Genomic DNA, 17,147 nt, shown 5'->3' with positions numbered 1-17,147 from the left:
TTGCAGCCTTCCGGTCAACTGCGGGCTGTGAACTCGGCAATCGTTTCCCCGATCAGATTCATGCCCAGAAGGAGCTCGTCGCGGCCGGGATGACTGAAATTCAGGCGGATATGCGACGCCCCCTCTTTGCCGGCCGTACATAGTCCCCCTGGCATAAAAGCCACTCCCTTCGGCAATGCCGCTTTCAGCAGCATGGCGCTGTCCAGCCCCTCAGGAAGCCGGGCCCACACATACATGCCTCCCTCCGGCATACGCCAGGTCACTTCTTTCCATAGCGGCCGCTTGAGCAGCTCCAGCATCAGCTTTAGCCTTGTCGCATACTCCTTGTTCAACTGGGCAAGGTGATCATGCCAGCTAAAGCCGGGCCCGGTGAGCAGACGGTGCAGCAGCCTTTGATTCATCGTGCTGGACTGCATATCAGCAAGCTGCTTCAGCACTGTCATGCCTTCGATAACATGAGACGCTCCTGCGGCCCAGCCTGTTCTCAGCGCAGGCGCTATCGTCTTGCTGAATGAGCCGATATAGAGCACCTGTCCCCCTTGTCCTCCATCATCCAACGCAAATAAAGAGGGGTGTACTTCCCCTCTCTTAAGATTCAAATCAAGCTCTCCGTAGGAATCGTCCTCCACAAAGAGCACACTGTAGCGCCGACACAGCTCAAGCACGTCCTGCCGGCGTCCCATATTCCAGACGCCTCCCGTGGGATTGGAGAAAGTAGGAGCCGCAAACAGCAGCTTCGGACGATGAAGCTTCATCTGCTGCTCCAGCTCATAAACGAGCAGCCCGTTCCCGTCAGAGACGGCCGGAATCACCTTGGCTCCCTGCATCGATAACACCTGAAGACAGCCCGGAGATGTAGGATTTTCCACCAGCACCGAATCGCCTTCATCCACCATGAGCCGTACCACCAAATCGATAGCCTGCTGGGTTCCGGTCGTCAGCAGCACCTGCGAAGGAGCTACAAATGTGTTCTTTCTGCCCCTCCACTCGGCGGTAAGCCACTCGCGCAAGGGACCGAAGCCTTCAGGCTCACCATATTGGAGCACGTCGGGCCCCGACGCTAGCACGTCCTGAGCAGCCTCCTCAAGCCGCTTGACAGGAAAAAGCTCCTGTGCTGGAAGCTCCTCAGCAAGAGATATGAACGAGTTCAAGCGCGCATTCTCCCTGATCTGGCGCAAGGGGGATGATAAAAGTGAAACTGTACGTGATGCAAAGGAATAACGCATACAGAACCTCCTTGCCTTCATCCGTCGTTTCCCCCATCCGGACCACACGCCCATGGACGAAGCCGGGAGGAACTGCTACAGCATATTCGGTTCATTCACCGAGTATACCCGGTGCTTAAGCGTATAACTGCTTGTTCTGACGCGCATAAAGCGCATAATGCTCAATCGCCTGCGCACGGCTGGATACACCGAGCTTCGCGTAAATTTTGCGCAGATAATTGTCGATTGAGCGGCGGCTCACTTCAATTTCGAGCGCGATTTTGTCGTATGTAATCCCCTGAACAATCCGTTCCATAATAAATACTTCCGTTTCCGTAAGCTCGTCAAAAGGCTCATGGGGCACTAAAGGCATATTAGGCCAGCTTCCGTTGCGTACCCAGTCAAGGGGCACAGACACGATCCCTTCCCTTAAACCGTTAATTAAATGAATAAGCTGACTCGTTGAGGCCTGCTTCGACAGCATGCCGCTAGCTCCCAGGGAAGTCATCTGCTGAAACAGAGCCACATTGTCTTCATCAGTCATCACAACGGTATGGCTGCCTGGAGACATGCTCTTCATTTCTGTCAGAAACGGCTCGACCGTTCCTTCCGGCAATTTATAATCAATCAATACCAGATCCGGCTGAATCGAGCGAACCAGCTCAAGCGCTTCCGTTCCGGTGGAAGACATACCTCTTACGAGCAGGTCCTGCTGATCCTCAAGAATCAGCTTGGTCCCCAGCATACTCGTCGGATGAATATCAACAAGCACAACCTGCCATACTTTCTTCATTTCCGAACCTCCCGTTGTTTTCACAAAAACGACATCCTTCCCCTTTAAATCTGCCTGCCGTGCGCTAGCTGTTTTTTAGGTGAAGTTTTTAATAATAATTGTATATTTTTCCACAAATAAACCAGTTCTTCTCACGCAGTGCAGGCTATTCTAGTATTTATTGCGTTCGTTTTGTCCCGGTTTCAGAACCTTTTTAAGGGAATGATATCGCAGTCCTTCCCCAGCTTGCAATTCATTTTTCGTATATAAAAATGGACAGAGGATTGCCATCATCCCATCGAAATATTTCGATTTCAAGCCTTAAAAATTTTATACAAAGAGCATCACGTGTGAACCACAGCGTGATGCTCTTTGTCATAATATCAGGCGTTCTTCTGCAGTTGAGTCATTTCAGACATACACTGGCCGCAGAGGTAGCGTTCCTTAAATTCGACTACACCCTCCATAGAACCGCAAAATACGCACTTCGGACGATAGCGCTCCAGAATGATGTGGTCACCCTGCACCAAAATTTCGACAGGATCACCTTCATTCATCTGGTATCTTTTTCTCAACGACTTGGGTAAAACGATTCTTCCCAGCTGATCCACTTTTCGGACAACGCCAGCAGGTTTCATATGTTTCACTACACCTCTCTGTTTCAGAAATACTATGTATTTAGTTTCCACACCATTGATACATTCGCCATTTTTGTGTCGAATCCTGCTGTACATAGCATATTTTGTTATACTCTTTCATAAGCTCATCAGAAGCAAAATGCGAAATTTTTTTTGCGCCTTACATATTTATCGTCCGCAAGCATCTATATCATTAGACCTAATTAAAAAATATATTTTCAGTACGCTTTTCACATCATTCCAGCCCTGGAAAACCAAGCTGTCTCAGCGCTTCATACACGATGATAGCTGCAGAATTGGACAGGTTAAGCGACCGTACATCACCGGTCATAGGCATACGCATACATGTACTTTTATTGGCTTGGATCAGATCTTCAGGTAGGCCTTTGGTCTCTTTTCCGAATACTAAAAAATCATGATCACGAAAAGAAAAATCAGTATATTTTTTGTCTGATTTTGTAGTTGCATAGAAAAAACGGCTGTCAGGATACCGGCTCTGAACCTCCGCAAATGAATCATGATAATGGATATTCACCGCATGCCAGTAGTCCAGCCCGGCGCGTTTTAAAGCAGTGTCATCCGTCCGGAAGCCAAGCGGTCTGACCAGGTGCAAATGAGTGCCGGTTGCGGCACAGGTTCTCGCTATATTGCCTGTATTGGCCGGAATCTCCGGCTCTACCAGTACGATGTGCAATGGCATAAATATACACCTCCGTATGCGTGTAAAAAGGGGGCCCAAAAGGTCCGTTTGACCAGGGCACCCCTTCGTATCATTCCTTTGTAAATGCTCAATAACATATTAACCGTGCTGTTTCTGGAAAACCTCCATAAAATCAGCCAGCGCTTTGCAGCTCTCGTAAGGAACCGCATTGTAAATGGATGCTCTGAGCCCTCCCACACTGCGATGTCCCTTCAGTCCGACAAAACCTTCCTTCTCGGATTCCTTCACGAACAGCTTCTCCAGTTCTTCGGAGGCCAGTCTGAACGTGACGTTCATCAATGAGCGGTCCTTAGGTTCGGCACAACCTCTGTAAAAGCCTCCGCTTTGATCTATATGGTCGTACAGGAGCGCTGCCTTATCACGATTCATTTGCTCAATGGCGCTCAGCCCGCCTTCCTCTTCAATCCAGCGCAGCACCTCATTCACCATATAAACGGAAAAGGACGGAGGTGTATTGTAAAGAGAGTTGTTCTTTAAAAATGTACTGTAACGGAGCATGGCGGGGATATTCTCTGCCTGCTCAGCCAGCATCTCTTCCTTGGCAATGACCACAGTGACGCCCGATGGACCAAGATTCTTCTGGGCGCCAGCGTAAATCATATCGAAGCTGTCGACATCTATCGGCCGGCACAGAATATCACTCGACATATCGGCAATGAGCGGTATCTGGCCCGTTGCGGGATACTTCTGATACTGCACGCCTTCAATCGTTTCGTTTGAAGTAACATGAAGGTATGCCGTATGTTCAGGAAGCTCAAGGTGATCCAGATCAGGAATCCGCATATATTGATCTTCCTTGGAGGAAGCCGCGATATGGGTTTCACCAAACAGCTTGGCTTCTTTCAGAGCCTTATCAGCCCAACTGCCTGTCATCACATAGCTGCCAACCTTCCCCTGCTTCAAGAAATTCATCGGAATCATGGCAAACTGAGTGCTGGCTCCTCCTTGCAGGAAGAGTACCTTATATCCCTCCGGGTTGCCTAACAGGCGAAGCAATCGCTCCTGGGCTTCATTGTGTACCGATTCGTACACAGCCCCTCTGTGCGACATTTCCATAATGGACATTCCCGTTCCGCGGAAATCGACAAACTCGGCCTGAGCCCGCTCCAACACCTTCAAGGGCAGCGCGGCAGGACCTGCGTTAAAATTATAGGCTCTCTTGTTCAACTTTCCCCCGTCCTTTCGTCTGCGCACGGCAATCAACCATTACATGTCATGTAAAGTTTTGATATATGGACCTGTTTGCTGCGGTAAAGCAGTGCAAATATTAACGCTTATAATAGCAGTAATCAACAGGCTGATCAAGAGCAAGAAGTCACTTTTTTGTGAAACTGTTCACTTTACATCTCAAAGCCCCTAATGCCTCAATTAAAAAGGCCCCCCGACAAACGAGGGACCAGCGTATAAGTGCAATTTTAGCAGTCGAAGTAAAGGCTGAACTCGTGTGGATGAACACGAATCGCAACATCCTTAGCTTCGCTACGCTTGAACTGGATGTAGTTGTCGATAAAGTCTTTTGTGAAGACTCCGCCTTCTGTAAGGAACTCGTAATCTGCTTCCAAAGCGTCCAGAGCTTCATCGAGTGTTCCAGGAACACTGCGGATTTTCGCTTTTTCGGCATCAGACAGCTCATAGATATTCGTATCCAGAGGACCGTAGCCCAGTTCGATTGGATTCAATTTGCGCTTGATACCATCCAGACCAGCCATCAGCATAGCCGAGAATGCCAGATAAGGGTTGGCTGTGGAGTCCGGTGTACGGAACTCGATACGACAGCCTTTAGGTGTTACGGCAGCAACCGGAATACGTACCGCAGCGGAACGGTTGCCTTTGGAGAACACCAGGTTCACCGGTGCTTCATAACCAGGCACCAGGCGTTTGAAAGAGTTGGTGCTTGGGTTCGTCAGGGCGATCAGCGCCGGAGCGTGATACAGGATACCGCCGATGTAGTTCAATGCCATTTCACTCAGGTTAGCGTATCCGCCCTTTTCATAGAACAGAGGACTGTCGCCGTTGAAAATGGATTGGTGAACGTGCATCCCGCTTCCGTTGTCTCCAAACAGCGGTTTTGGCATGAATGTTGCCACTTTGCCGTATTGACGTGCAGTGTTATGCACGATGTATTTGTAAACCAGCAGGTTGTCCGCTGTTTTTCTCAGGGTGTCAAAACGGAAGTTGATTTCCGCTTGGCCGGCTGTTGCAACCTCATGGTGATGACGTTCAATGCTCAGGCCGGCTTCTTCGAGCAAGCGGCACATTTCACTGCGGATATCCTGCTGTGTGTCCACAGGCGCAACCGGAACATAACCGCCTTTTACGCCTATCTTGAAGCCAAGGTTGCCGCCTTCTTCCTTACGGTTCGTGTTCCATACCGCTTCTTCGGAGTCTACTGCATAGGAAGAGGTGTTCATGCCGCTCTCATAACGAACGTCGTCGAAAATGAAAAATTCGGACTCTGGTGCGAAGAATGCAGCTGTACCTACACCGCTTTTCTGGAGGAACTCTTCAGCTTTAACCGCGATGCCGCGAGGGTCGCGATCGTATTTTTCGCCGTCAGGTGTTACGATATTACACATCACGTTCAGTGTCGGATGTTGTGTGAATGGGTCTACATAGCAAGCCTCCGGATCAGGCATCATAACCATGTCGGATTCTTCGATACCACGGTAACCGGGAATGGAAGATCCGTCGAAAGCCACACCATTTACAAAAGTCTCTTCATCTACTGCGGAAGCCGGAAGCGAAATATGATGTGTACGACCGGAGAGATCAACAAAACGGAAGTCCACCCACTCAATATTGTTTTCCTGGATCGTCTTTAAAACATTTTCAACGGACATGTCTTCTTCCTCCCAATTTTCCCGAACATTAAACGAATTTCACGCAAAAAATGTTCATGATCAAATTATTTTTCTGTCGTCATTATAAAGCTCAAATGTGACATGGGTCAAGTGCTATGTCAGGTATTTTTTAAAAGCATGTCAGCTATGCTCACGCTTTTGACACGGTTATCAGATGCGAAAAACGCCCAAAACACGCCGTATTCAGGCGTATTCGGGCGTTTTCGCTTTTTTGCAGCATTGCTTTTTTGCAGCATTGCTTTTATGCATTAACGCTGGAAGGAAACAATTCCGATGGCTCTTTGTCTGTTGCGAATGATTTGCCCACGATGGGGGCAAGCTGCTCCAGATCGCGGAGAAGGCCGGCAAATTGGTCAGGGAACAACGACTGCACACCATCACCTGTCATGGAATTGTCCGGATCGGTGTGCATTTCAATGATCAAGCCGTCCGCTCCTGCCGCCACCGAAGCCTTGGCCATCGGCTCCACCAGTTCCCTGCGGCCCGTTCCATGGCTTGGATCGGAAATGACCGGCAGATGGCTGAGCTGCTGCAGCACCGGAATAGCCGACAGATCTAAAGTGTTGCGGGTGTAGTTCTCAAAGGTTCGAATTCCGCGCTCGCACAGCATGACATTCGGATTGCCGCCAGCAAGAATATACTCGGCGGCATTCAGCAACTCATCGTATGTAGCGCTGAAGCCGCGTTTAAGCAGAACCGGCTTGCCACACGTTCCCAGCTTGCGCAGCAGGTCAAAATTCTGCATGTTGCGGGTACCGACCTGCAAAATATCAGCGTATTCCGCACAGATATCGACATACTCCGGAGTCATGACCTCCGTAATGGTCAGCAAGCCGTGCTTCTCGCCCGCCTCAGCCATCATAATCAGCCCCTCTACGCCAACGCCCTGGAAGCTGTAAGGGCCGGTACGCGGCTTGAATGCCCCTCCGCGGAGTACTTGTCCTCCCGCCGCTTTGACCAGCCCGGCAATCTTATCAATTTGCTCTGCCGATTCCACGGCACATGGCCCGCCCATAACCACCAGTTCGCCACCGCCAATGTTTACGCCCTTGATGGAGATGACCGTATCATCAGGATGAAAGTCACGGCTTGCCAGCTTATAGGATTTCGAAATTTTAACGACATTTTCGACTCCCTTCATCTGTCGCAAATGCTCGGCCAGCTTCGGCGCCACACTGCCAATCAGGCCAACGACAGTCCGGTCCGCTCCATGGGAGACATGAGCCTGCAGCCCTTCCTTTTCAATCACTTCCACGATGTCCTGAATTTGCTCCGCTGGTGTATTCTTGCCTGCAATAACAATCATTTGGTCCCGTCCCTTCAATAGTTAAGGTTGATTTATATATTTTTACACTTAAACGCTTGTTCGCTTTTAAGCTTTTATTCGTTAAAGCAATCATATCAGATTGCCCCTTGCTCGTCAATTTCTTTCTTAGACTCATTACAAGCACAAAAAAGCAGAAGAACAGTCTGTGCTGCTCCTCCACTTTCATTAAAGCGACCGCATCAGGATGAACTCTTGGTTTTCTCCCTTACAGGCGGCAAAATTTTGCGTTTATCGATCGTGCGTTTGATTTCCCAGGTCTCCGGTTTTTCCGGATCATACTGCTCAAGATACTGGATGACTTCCTTCGTGATCAGGGTAGGGGTTGACGCGCCGGACGTGACACCAACCTTGGACACTCCTTCCAGCCATTCACGCTTAAGCTCCGTTATATCAGCTATACGGTAAGACTTTACCCCGGCAATTTCCTCAGCAACCTGTGCAAGCCGGTTGGAGTTGTTGCTGCGCGGATCACCGACCACGAGGACCAAGTCTGTCTGTCCCGCCTGCTCGGCTACAGCCTCCTGGCGTACCTGGGTCGCAAGGCAAATTTCATTATGAACTTCGGCTCCCGGGAATTTCTCCAGCAGCTTTTTCATAATATGCTTGATGTCCCATTGGCTCATCGTCGTCTGATTCGTAATAATAATGCGCTCGCACTCCACATTGAGGCCGGCAATTTCCTCTTCCCGCTCAATTAAATGCACATGGTCTGGAGCGATTCCGATCGCACCTTCAGGTTCGGGATGCTCTTTTTTGCCGATATAAATGATCTCGTATCCATCGGCAGCCTTGTCCCGGATCAGGTCGTGGGTCTTCGTTACATCAGGACAGGTGGCGTCCACCGTAGTGAGTCCCTTCTCCCTGGCGAGCTTCCTTACCTCGGGAGAGACACCGTGGGCTGTGAATATAACGGTGCCGCTGTCTACCTTCTGCAAAATTTCCATCCGGTTGGGTCCGTCCAGCGTAATGATGCCTTCCTCTTCAAACGATTGGGTGACATGGCTGTTGTGCACAATCATGCCAAGTATATATATAGGCCGCGGAAGATCCAGGTTTTTGGCCGCCTGCCGGGCCATCACCATAGCGTCCACTACTCCATAACAGTAGCCGCGCGGCGAGATTTTCAGTACTTCCAAATTTAGCACCTGCTTTCTGTAAGCCGGAATATGATAGGGCCATTCCCCATTATACCTTATTCAAGCGGGGCGGAAAAGCTCACAGGCAGCCAGATGACAAAGGTCGTTCCTTCACCGCGGCGGGTAACCACCTCCACTGAGCCGTGGTGCTCGTCGATGATCCATTTGGCGATGGACAGTCCGAGCCCGATTCCTTCCGTCACTCCGCGGGATTCGTCAGCCCGGTAGAAACGTTCGAAAATGTGAGGCACTTCATCTTTATCCATGCCGATTCCCGTGTCGCTAATCCGCAGCCCGACCTGGCCCTGATACAGAATCGCGTCAAGGCGCACATTGCCTTCAGGCGTGTATTTAAAAGCGTTATCGATAAAAATAAACAGCATCTGCTGCAAATAATCCTTGTTTCCTTCCAGATAAATCCCGTTCAGGAATGAAAAATCCCCCACGATCCAGTCCGCGCTTCTTTCCAAAAATTGCGCACGCCGCGCCACTTCCGTGACGAGCGGCTGCAGGGCGGTCGGCCTTTTTTCAAAGGTCTGGCCCGTGTCCGCTCTGGCCAGCGACAGCATGTCACCGACCAGCCTGCTCATCCGCTTCCCTTCGTCCGCCATATCCTCAATGGCCTCCAGCGACAGCTTTCGGATCGTCTGTTCGTCCATATCCGGCCGTTCTTCCGGATGGGCGGTCCACAGCTTTTCCAGGAAATCTACATTGCCACGCAGCGTCGTCAGCGGGGTACGCAGCTCATGGGATGCATCCGCCACAAAGCGGCGCTGTGCGGCATAAGCATCCTCAAGCTCCTTGTAAAATACCTCCGTCCGCCCCAGCATCTTGTTCACCGTGGCGATCAGCTGTCCTATCTCGTCAGGCGGGCCTTCATACTCAATCCGGACACTCAAATCATCCCCGGACTGAATCTGATTGGCGCCTTCTATGACCTTTACCAGCGGGCTCATAGACTTGCGGGCCAGGAACAGCCCGGACGTCGCCGCAGCAAACAAGGCGACCAGCGAGCCGTACACGAGCACATTCTCCAGTCTTTGCAGCAGCCTGTCCTGGGAATTGGTCAGCTGCGCAACCTGCAGCAGCCCGACCACCTGATTGTTGTCCTCAAGGATCAGAGGCTGGTAATAAATCAGGAATGAGTTCCCCTTTTCGCTTACTTTCTTGAAGCCCTTGCTGGCATACGCCCCCTTCGGTGTCGAAGGCACGGGCAGCCGTATACCTTGAAGGTTCGCTGACGTCTTCAGCACACCTGAGGTGTAATTGTAAATCTGAACGTAGACCTCCGTGTCGTCCAGTCTTCTGTCCAGGTTAAAGTCAAGATTGGGCTCTGTACCCCCGAAAAAGTCCCCGTTAATCGTCACCTTCAATTGCTGCTGAATACGCAACGCTTCCTGTTGCACCGAGCTTTTCAATTCACTGTAGGTTGAATAATATACAAGCCCGTAAATGGCAACACCGAATATGACAAGCACGATGGCCAATATACTCGAATACCAGGCTGTCAGCCGCCATCGTATGGACATACTATGAGTCACCTCTCAAGATGTAGCCGGCCCCCCGTATAGTCTGGATCAATCGTTTACCTCCGTGCTCCTCCGTCTTCTGCCGCAGCATCGCAATGTACACCTCCAGCACATTGGATTCGCCGCTGTAATCATAACCCCAAATTTTATCCATAATGAGATCCCTGGAGAGCACCCTTTTTGGGTTTTGCATAAACAGGTTCAGGAGTTCAAATTCCTTGGCCGTCAATTCCAGCCGGTGCCCCCCGCGAATAACCTCCCGCGAATCATTGTCCAGCATAAGGTCCTCGAACACCAGCTTATGTCCGCCCCCTTCGTGCTGTTCTGTCTTCCGCCGCAGCAGCGCACGTACCCGGGCCAGCAGCTCTTCAAGCGCAAAGGGCTTAACCAGATAATCGTCAGCGCCGATATCCAGCCCCTTGACACGATTCTCCACCTCATCCTTGGCGGTCAGCATCAGTATGGGCACGGTGCTTCCTGCGGCTCTTAACCGGCGGCATACCTCGAACCCGTCAACCTGGGGCATCATCACATCCAGCACCACAAGATCGGGCTCGTCGGCCAGCATCTGATTCAATCCTTCCGCACCATTAGCGGCAGTTGTTACTTCATATCCTTCAAACGCCAAACCTCTGCGCAGCATAGAAACAATTTTTTCATCATCATCAATGATGAGTACTTTGGAACGCATGCCGGATCAAACTCCTTTTTTATCTATTCAAGCTTATTGTAACAGGAGCATTCTACCTAAATCCAACAGCCCTCTGCAAGAAAAAAGGAACGAAAGGAATGCCCTTCCGCTCCGCCGTTTGCCTTATTACTGGCCGCTGTTTTGATTCAACTGTGATGCAAAATCGTTCTTGTTGCCGATTTTCACAGTCAAATCCGTTTTTTGTCCATTACGTTCAATGTTCAAGGTGATGCTGCTTCCAACCTTCTGAGACTGGATAAAGTCGATCAAATCCTGCGCTGTCGCATACTTCTTGCCATTTGCACCCATGATAATATCGTAAGGGCGGAGATCTGCGTCATAAGCAGGAGATTTGTATACGACCTCGCCAACGACAGAGCCTTCTTTGAGCGAAGTACCCATCTGGGTTGCCACTTGTGACGTCAGATCAATCAGACTGGCGCCGATGAACGGCACAGGCTCTTTCGGAATTTCCTGATTATTTTTCAGCTGATCCAGTACGTTCTTGATCGTATTGGACGGGATGGCAAAACCGATACCCTGAGCATCCGCGCTTACCGCCACGTTCATACCGACCACCTGACCGTTGAGATTCAGCAGCGGGCCGCCGGAGTTACCGGGGTTGATGGAGGCGTCCGTTTGAATCAAATTTTTATATTCGTTAGGCTGTCCTGTATTTTCATCGTTAATTGTAATCGTACGGTCCTTCGCGCTCAACACGCCGGCGGTAACCGTGTGTTCAAAGCCCTCCGGGTTGCCGATGGCCACCATCCACTCGCCTACCTGGGCCTGATCGGAATCCCCCAGCGAAACAGTCGGGAAGCTGTCCCCTTCGATTTTGAGGACAGCAAGGTCAAGATCAGCACTGCTGCCAAGCACCTTGGCCTCATAAGGCTTGTTATTGCCTTCTACGGTAACCTGAACGACATCCGCTCCATCAATGACATGGTTGTTGGTCAGAATATAGCCGGTTTTGTCAAAAATGAAGCCTGAACCAATGCCAAGCGGCTGCAGCTGTCCACTTTGGCCGTTGTTGTTATTCTGGTTTCTGTTTCCGAAGGAATCCCCGAAAAAATATTGATACAGCGGGTCATCGAACTGACTATTGCGGCGACTGCTGCTTGATTGGCGGGCCAGCGTCTCGATCTTGACGACTGCGGGGCTGGCCGTTTTTACAACAGACTGAACGTCAGCCGTACCTGCAGGCATCACTGCGGCAACGGCATTTGAGCCGCTGTTGCTGCTTAAGGTGCTTGACGAGCTGGCTGGAACAGACACGGATTCAGCCGCATCGCCGGTGAACAGATTCATACGGTCAGCCGTATACATCAGAACCGTAATGACCAGCATGCCTGCCACAAACGACAGGAAGGCTGTTTTAAAAACAGACTTGGGCTTCTTCTGTTTGAACTGCCAATTGCCTTCCTGACGGTTTCGATTTGAATAATCCTGGGAAGCACTGCTATGAAGCTTTGGTACAGGTTTTACCGGAGCAGGCTCCGTCACCTCGACTTCGGTACGCTCTTGCACCCCATTATTCGCGCGTTTATCTTCAGCGTTCATGGATGAAAAAGGGCCGTAAGAATAATAATAGGAAGAATCATTGCCTTCCGGCTGCCGAGCTTCATGATTTCGTTCGGATTCATCCTCTTCACGGCGTCCGGTATTGTTGTTTTTGTTGAACTCATCCATCATATATCTCCTCCTAAACTTTCGCTTGGCAAATAACTCGTGATCAACTGTCTTTATTTTGAACTTTAAACCTTAATCTCACATTAAAATCAACATAAAAGCAGATAAAAACCTGATACTGTGCGGGATACAGCCGCTTATGTACAACATTTCAATATAAAATCCAGGCCCCCGATGATCATCGGGGGCCATTGAAATAAAAATTCATCAAGTCAGATGATTAGTTGTCAAAGCCTTCGTCAAATTTTTCATTCGGGGTTTTATAGTTGTCCTGAACTTTACTGCGTTTCGATTGCTGTGCTTTTTGACGAAGCGTACCTTGAGTTTCGGAAGCAAACTCGGACGAAAACTTTTCGTTCGGGGTTTTAAAGCTATCCTGGATTTTGTTCTGCGCCGATTTCTGTACCCGCTTAGCTACAAGAGGGACGTCGTTATCCTGTGCAAATTCGGAAGAAAGTTGTCCTCCCAATTGCTGCGCAACTTTTTGACGGCCTCCGGGCTGCTGATTGCTAAAATTGTTCACAGTAAAATTCCTCCCTGACTTGAATTGTGGGATGTTGTATCCCTCAAGTAGTATGGGGAGCCGGGAATCACATTATGCAATCCCTGACCTCAAGGAATACCTACATATTTACCGTCTCATCCAGCATTTCGGGTGGAATGGTTTTGTGAACCTCAATCGCTTTCCGAAATTGGGTGATCATCGGTTCAGTGCATTTTCCATTGCCGAGTTTAATGATCTGTACATCCACTTCCCGTTTGCCCCATTCCTTATATACTTGCTTAATTGTAGAAAAATACAGGTCGATTTTCTTCCCTTTAATTGCTGAGCCGGTATCCGCTACGATCCCGTAACCGTAGCCCGGAATATACAGGATGCTGCCCAAAGGAAATATTTTGGGGTCAGCGGCAATCGTCGAAAGTGTGTTTCTATCCCTGCGGACCTTTACCCCCGAATAGGTAATGCCATACAGCGGGTGATTGGGTTTTTTTCCAGTAGATTCATAGCCTGCAGTATACCCGGTCGCCATAACTGTGATCGTTGTCAGCACCTGCTCGTCACGCGGGGCAAGCACAGACACGGATTCTTTGTCCGGAGATGGCTTGGTTGCCGCGTGTGCCATGAACACCGGGTCAGGCGCGATTGGCAGAAGCAATGCACAAATCATGAGCCATAAAAAAATCCTCTGCCTGTGCGAAATTGAAATCATCCGACAAACCTCCCTCATGAAAGGTTTTCCAGAGTTCTCTTCCGTTATACAGCAGAGGACGAAAAATAAATGTCAGGAAATGCTGCGGACAGCAATCTCTTCCTTCAGCATGGATACGGCCTCGTCCAGCGGCTTGGCGCCCAGGTCTCCCTGCCCGCGTTTGCGCACGGAAACGCTGCCTTCATTTTTCTCATTTTCACCGACAACGAGCATGTACGGAATTTTTTCCAGCTGTGCTTCACGGATCTTATAACCCAGCTTCTCATTGCGCAGATCGGCTTCCACGGTAACCCCTGCACGGCGTAATTTGTCTTCCACCTCGCGGGCATAATCCTCGTAGTTGCCGGAAACCGGAATAACTTTGACCTGGACCGGTGACAGCCAGAGCGGCAGATTGCCTGCAAAGTTCTCCAGCAGGAAGGCCGTAAAGCGCTCCATGGTACCCAAAATACCTCTATGGAGAACAACCGGGCGGTGCTTCTGCCCGTCTTCGCCCACATATTCCAGTTCAAAGCGTTCAGGCAGCAAAAAGTCAATTTGCACGGTGGACAGCGTTTCTTCCTTGCCAAGAGCGGTTTTTACCTGTACGTCCAGCTTAGGGCCATAGAATGCTGCCTCGCCATCCGCTTCGTAAAAGGGCAGCCCCATCTCTTCAACGACCTGACGCAGCATGCTTTGCGCCGTATTCCACATCTCGTCATTTTGGAAATATTTCTCGGTATCCTGTGGATCACGATAAGAAAGGCGGAAACGGTAATCGTGAATGCCGAAATCCTTATAAGCGATCATAATCAGCTCAATCACCCGTTTGAACTCATCCTTAATCTGATCCAGACGCACGAACAAGTGCGCATCATTGAGCGTCATCGCCCGTACTCGATGCAGTCCAGTCAGCGCGCCGGACATCTCATAACGATGCATCATGCCAAGTTCGGCAATCCGGATCGGAAGATCACGGTAGCTGCGCATTTCACTTTTGTATACCATCATATGATGCGGGCAATTCATCGGACGAAGCACAAGCTCCTCGTTATCCATTTCCATTTTTGGAAACATGTCTTCCTGATAGTGCTCCCAGTGTCCGGATGTCTTGTACAGCTCCACATTTCCCAGGACCGGTGTGTAAACATGCTGGTAACCGAGTTTCTCCTCAAGGTCAACGATGTACCGCTCTAACGTACGGCGCAGCTTGGCTCCATTCGGCAGCCAGATCGGAAGCCCCTGTCCTACCAGTTGGGAGAAGGTGAACATGCCGAGCTCTTTGCCTAACTTGCGGTGATCGCGCTTCTTCGCTTCCTCCAGCATGTGCAGATGTTCATCCAGCTGAGCCTTCTTCACGAAAGCAGTGCCGTATATACGTTGCAGCATTTTATTCTTGCTGTCCCCGCGCCAGTATGCGCCGGCCACATTCATCAATTTGAACACTTTAAGCTTGCCGGTTGATGGCACGTGTGGTCCACGGCAGAGATCGAAAAATTCTCCCTGCTCATACATGGAGATTACGCTGTCTTCAGGCAGGTCACGAATCAGTTCCAGCTTGTACGGATCGCCTGCTTCAGTGAAAATGGACAATGCTTCTTCGCGGCTCACCTCTTTACGGGTAATCGGCAGATTTTCACCGGCAATTCTCTCCATTTCCTTCTCGATCTTGAGCAGATCTTCAGGATTGAGCGCATGCTCCAGATCCATATCATAATAGAAGCCATCTTCAATCACAGGACCAACGCCCAGATGCACCTCCTTGCTGCCAAACAGTCTTTTCACTGCCTGTGCAAGCAAATGTGCGGTACTGTGGCGGATAACCTCAAGCCCTTCCGGTGTGTCCTGGGTTACGATTTCGATCTGTGCCCCTTCTGTCAAAGGGGTGGACAAATCTACCACTATTCCATTTAATTTGCCTGCTACGGCATTTTTACGCAAGCCGCTGCTGATCGAAGCGGCCACGTCGTCGATGCTGCTCCCGTCCGCATATTCACGGACAGAGCCGTCGGGCAATTGAATACGAACTGCCATTTCCTGTTTCCTCCTTTTTGTGAACACAAAAAAACACTCATCCCGCAAAAGGGACGAGTGTTTACTCTCGTGGTTCCACCCTATTTTGGCAAATCAGCGGTTATTCACACTGACTGCCCTCATTGGCGTCCTGTAACGGGAACGGGCCCGGCGCATCTTAATGCCCGGTAACCGGGGTTCGGAGGCGCAGCTACAAAGGGGTAAACCAAAGCCGGTAACGTAAGGAAATTTCAGCACCATGTTTCCTCATCTCTGGGACGGCCTGTCTTTGGTTCTTGTCTTTGTCTCAGCTTTTTCTGGAAAATGCGGGTTCACCCGTTTCAGTGACCCTGATTCACAGTTATTATAATTCTCTGTTTCTTTTCCGTCAAGATGATCCGAATCCCTTATCCAGGCCCCGCAATCCGGGCAGAAACGGCACAGCTCAACCTTATCTTCAAATATATTCATCAGGGTATGCACAACAAAGGCACTCGGATCCTGCGTATGCAGCATGATGCGTGCCGGAGCGATGGATATCAGGCTGCTGACAATCATGTCCTCGGCCGGCATTCCCACTTCCACACCCGGAAGCTCAATCGTAATGGGATCTGCCTGCACGGGGCTCAAAAGCCTCATTTCCGCATCCAGTATGGTGAAGCTTTGTTCCTCTCCGTGAATCACATGCACGAGTGGAACATGGTTCTCCTGAAAGTAAACAAAATACTTTAATAATTGTACAAATTCTTCGTATTGACGTTCCCCCCAAAACTCGTCCAAAGCGTATTCAACGAGCTCCCGAAGCTCCTGCTTATACGCTGGAAGACGAAACCGGATCACTCCCTCCAGATTAACGAACTGGAGCTCCTCAAGGCACTGCATAAGTGAGGTGGCGATCATATTCCTTCTTTTTTTGCGGCCGTTGTTCAGATCCTTCAGGAGCAGCCCGGTACTGATTTCACGCATTCTTTGCGTCTCTTCGCCGCTCATGTACCTGCATTCCCCGGATACAGCCGCAAGGAGCAGCCGGAACTCCCATTGATCCTGAATGTATCCCGCAATGACGTCTGCCATGAAGGTCTTGACACGAATAAGCAGGGCTTGATCTGCTTGCTCCCGGCCCTTGTGCTTACAGGTCCAGGCCACTCTGTTTCCGGACTGGCTGAAGGATAAACTTAATCCGTAACGTGACATATGTAAACCTCTGCCTTTGCCTTTCAAGGCTTGGTAAAAACATTCTGCTTCCATTGGATCTTTAGTCTCAGTCCATACCGTGAACAGTTCCATTGGCCCACCCCTTTCACTGACTGCTCTAAGTATATGGCGCCATGTTCAGGGTTATACGAGGTGAACTGCTGGAAGCCCTAGGCAC

At 50.1% G+C, this 17,147-nt stretch carries 15 protein-coding genes; all 15 read right to left on the bottom strand.

Annotation, left to right across the window (positions count from 1 at the left end; genetic code table 11):
• Positions 1 to 14: 14 nt before the first annotated feature.
• Entirely contained in the window at positions 15 to 1,226 is a 1,212-nt protein-coding gene (locus tag ACE41H_RS14595; protein ID WP_375356054.1) for an aminotransferase-like domain-containing protein, read from the bottom strand.
• A 115-nt stretch (positions 1,227 to 1,341) separates the two neighbouring features.
• Positions 1,342 to 1,998 (bottom strand): response regulator, encoded by a 657-nt coding sequence (locus ACE41H_RS14590; RefSeq protein ID WP_375356053.1) that lies wholly within the window; start codon positions 1,996 to 1,998, stop codon positions 1,342 to 1,344.
• A 362-nt stretch (positions 1,999 to 2,360) separates the two neighbouring features.
• Positions 2,361 to 2,615: an AbrB/MazE/SpoVT family DNA-binding domain-containing protein gene (locus ACE41H_RS14585; RefSeq protein WP_375356051.1), complete on the bottom strand. Its 255-nt coding sequence runs from the start codon at positions 2,613 to 2,615 to the stop codon at positions 2,361 to 2,363.
• Positions 2,616 to 2,850: 235 nt separating this feature from the next.
• Positions 2,851 to 3,315 carry a tRNA (uridine(34)/cytosine(34)/5-carboxymethylaminomethyluridine(34)-2'-O)-methyltransferase TrmL gene (gene trmL / locus ACE41H_RS14580; protein WP_375356050.1) on the bottom strand — a complete coding sequence of 155 codons (465 nt, stop codon included), beginning with the start codon at positions 3,313 to 3,315 and terminating at the stop codon, positions 2,851 to 2,853.
• 99 nt (positions 3,316 to 3,414) lie between these two features.
• Positions 3,415 to 4,503, bottom strand: coding sequence for a 3-phosphoserine/phosphohydroxythreonine transaminase (gene serC, locus ACE41H_RS14575; protein WP_375356048.1), 1,089 nt, complete (start codon positions 4,501 to 4,503; stop codon positions 3,415 to 3,417).
• Positions 4,504 to 4,751: 248 nt separating this feature from the next.
• Positions 4,752 to 6,176, bottom strand: coding sequence for a type I glutamate--ammonia ligase (gene glnA, locus ACE41H_RS14570; protein ID WP_375356046.1), 1,425 nt, complete (start codon positions 6,174 to 6,176; stop codon positions 4,752 to 4,754).
• Between the two features lie 262 nt (positions 6,177 to 6,438).
• On the bottom strand, positions 6,439 to 7,503 hold the full coding sequence (gene aroF, locus ACE41H_RS14565; protein ID WP_375356045.1) for a 3-deoxy-7-phosphoheptulonate synthase: 1,065 nt from the start codon (positions 7,501 to 7,503) through the stop codon (positions 6,439 to 6,441).
• A gap of 200 nt (positions 7,504 to 7,703) precedes the next feature.
• On the bottom strand, positions 7,704 to 8,660 hold the full coding sequence (locus tag ACE41H_RS14560) for a 4-hydroxy-3-methylbut-2-enyl diphosphate reductase (protein ID WP_375356043.1): 957 nt from the start codon (positions 8,658 to 8,660) through the stop codon (positions 7,704 to 7,706).
• Between the two features lie 56 nt (positions 8,661 to 8,716).
• Positions 8,717 to 10,189: a sensor histidine kinase gene (locus ACE41H_RS14555; RefSeq protein WP_375356042.1), complete on the bottom strand. Its 1,473-nt coding sequence runs from the start codon at positions 10,187 to 10,189 to the stop codon at positions 8,717 to 8,719.
• A gap of 1 nt (position 10,190) precedes the next feature.
• Positions 10,191 to 10,880, bottom strand: coding sequence for a response regulator transcription factor (locus ACE41H_RS14550; RefSeq protein WP_375356041.1), 690 nt, complete (start codon positions 10,878 to 10,880; stop codon positions 10,191 to 10,193).
• Positions 10,881 to 11,006: 126 nt separating this feature from the next.
• Positions 11,007 to 12,572 carry a S1C family serine protease gene (locus ACE41H_RS14545; protein WP_375356080.1) on the bottom strand — a complete coding sequence of 522 codons (1,566 nt, stop codon included), beginning with the start codon at positions 12,570 to 12,572 and terminating at the stop codon, positions 11,007 to 11,009.
• 220 nt (positions 12,573 to 12,792) lie between these two features.
• The gene (locus ACE41H_RS14540) at positions 12,793 to 13,095 is read right to left on the bottom strand and encodes a hypothetical protein (protein WP_375356039.1); all 303 of its coding nucleotides are present in this window, start codon (positions 13,093 to 13,095) and stop codon (positions 12,793 to 12,795) included.
• Between the two features lie 100 nt (positions 13,096 to 13,195).
• Positions 13,196 to 13,783, bottom strand: coding sequence for a 3D domain-containing protein (locus ACE41H_RS14535; protein WP_375356038.1), 588 nt, complete (start codon positions 13,781 to 13,783; stop codon positions 13,196 to 13,198).
• Positions 13,784 to 13,855: 72 nt separating this feature from the next.
• Entirely contained in the window at positions 13,856 to 15,796 is a 1,941-nt protein-coding gene (thrS, locus tag ACE41H_RS14530) for a threonine--tRNA ligase (RefSeq protein WP_375356037.1), read from the bottom strand.
• A 246-nt stretch (positions 15,797 to 16,042) separates the two neighbouring features.
• A complete protein-coding gene (gene ytxC, locus ACE41H_RS14525) occupies positions 16,043 to 16,969 on the bottom strand; it encodes a sporulation protein YtxC (RefSeq protein WP_375356036.1) in 927 nt (308 codons plus the stop codon).
• Between the last annotated feature and the right edge of the window lie 178 nt (positions 16,970 to 17,147).

Source organism: Paenibacillus enshidis, assembly GCF_042136365.1.
Classification (GTDB): domain Bacteria; phylum Bacillota; class Bacilli; order Paenibacillales; family Paenibacillaceae; genus Paenibacillus; species Paenibacillus enshidis.
Note: the sequence above shows the minus strand (reverse complement) of the source record. Positions and strands in the feature narration are given on the sequence as shown.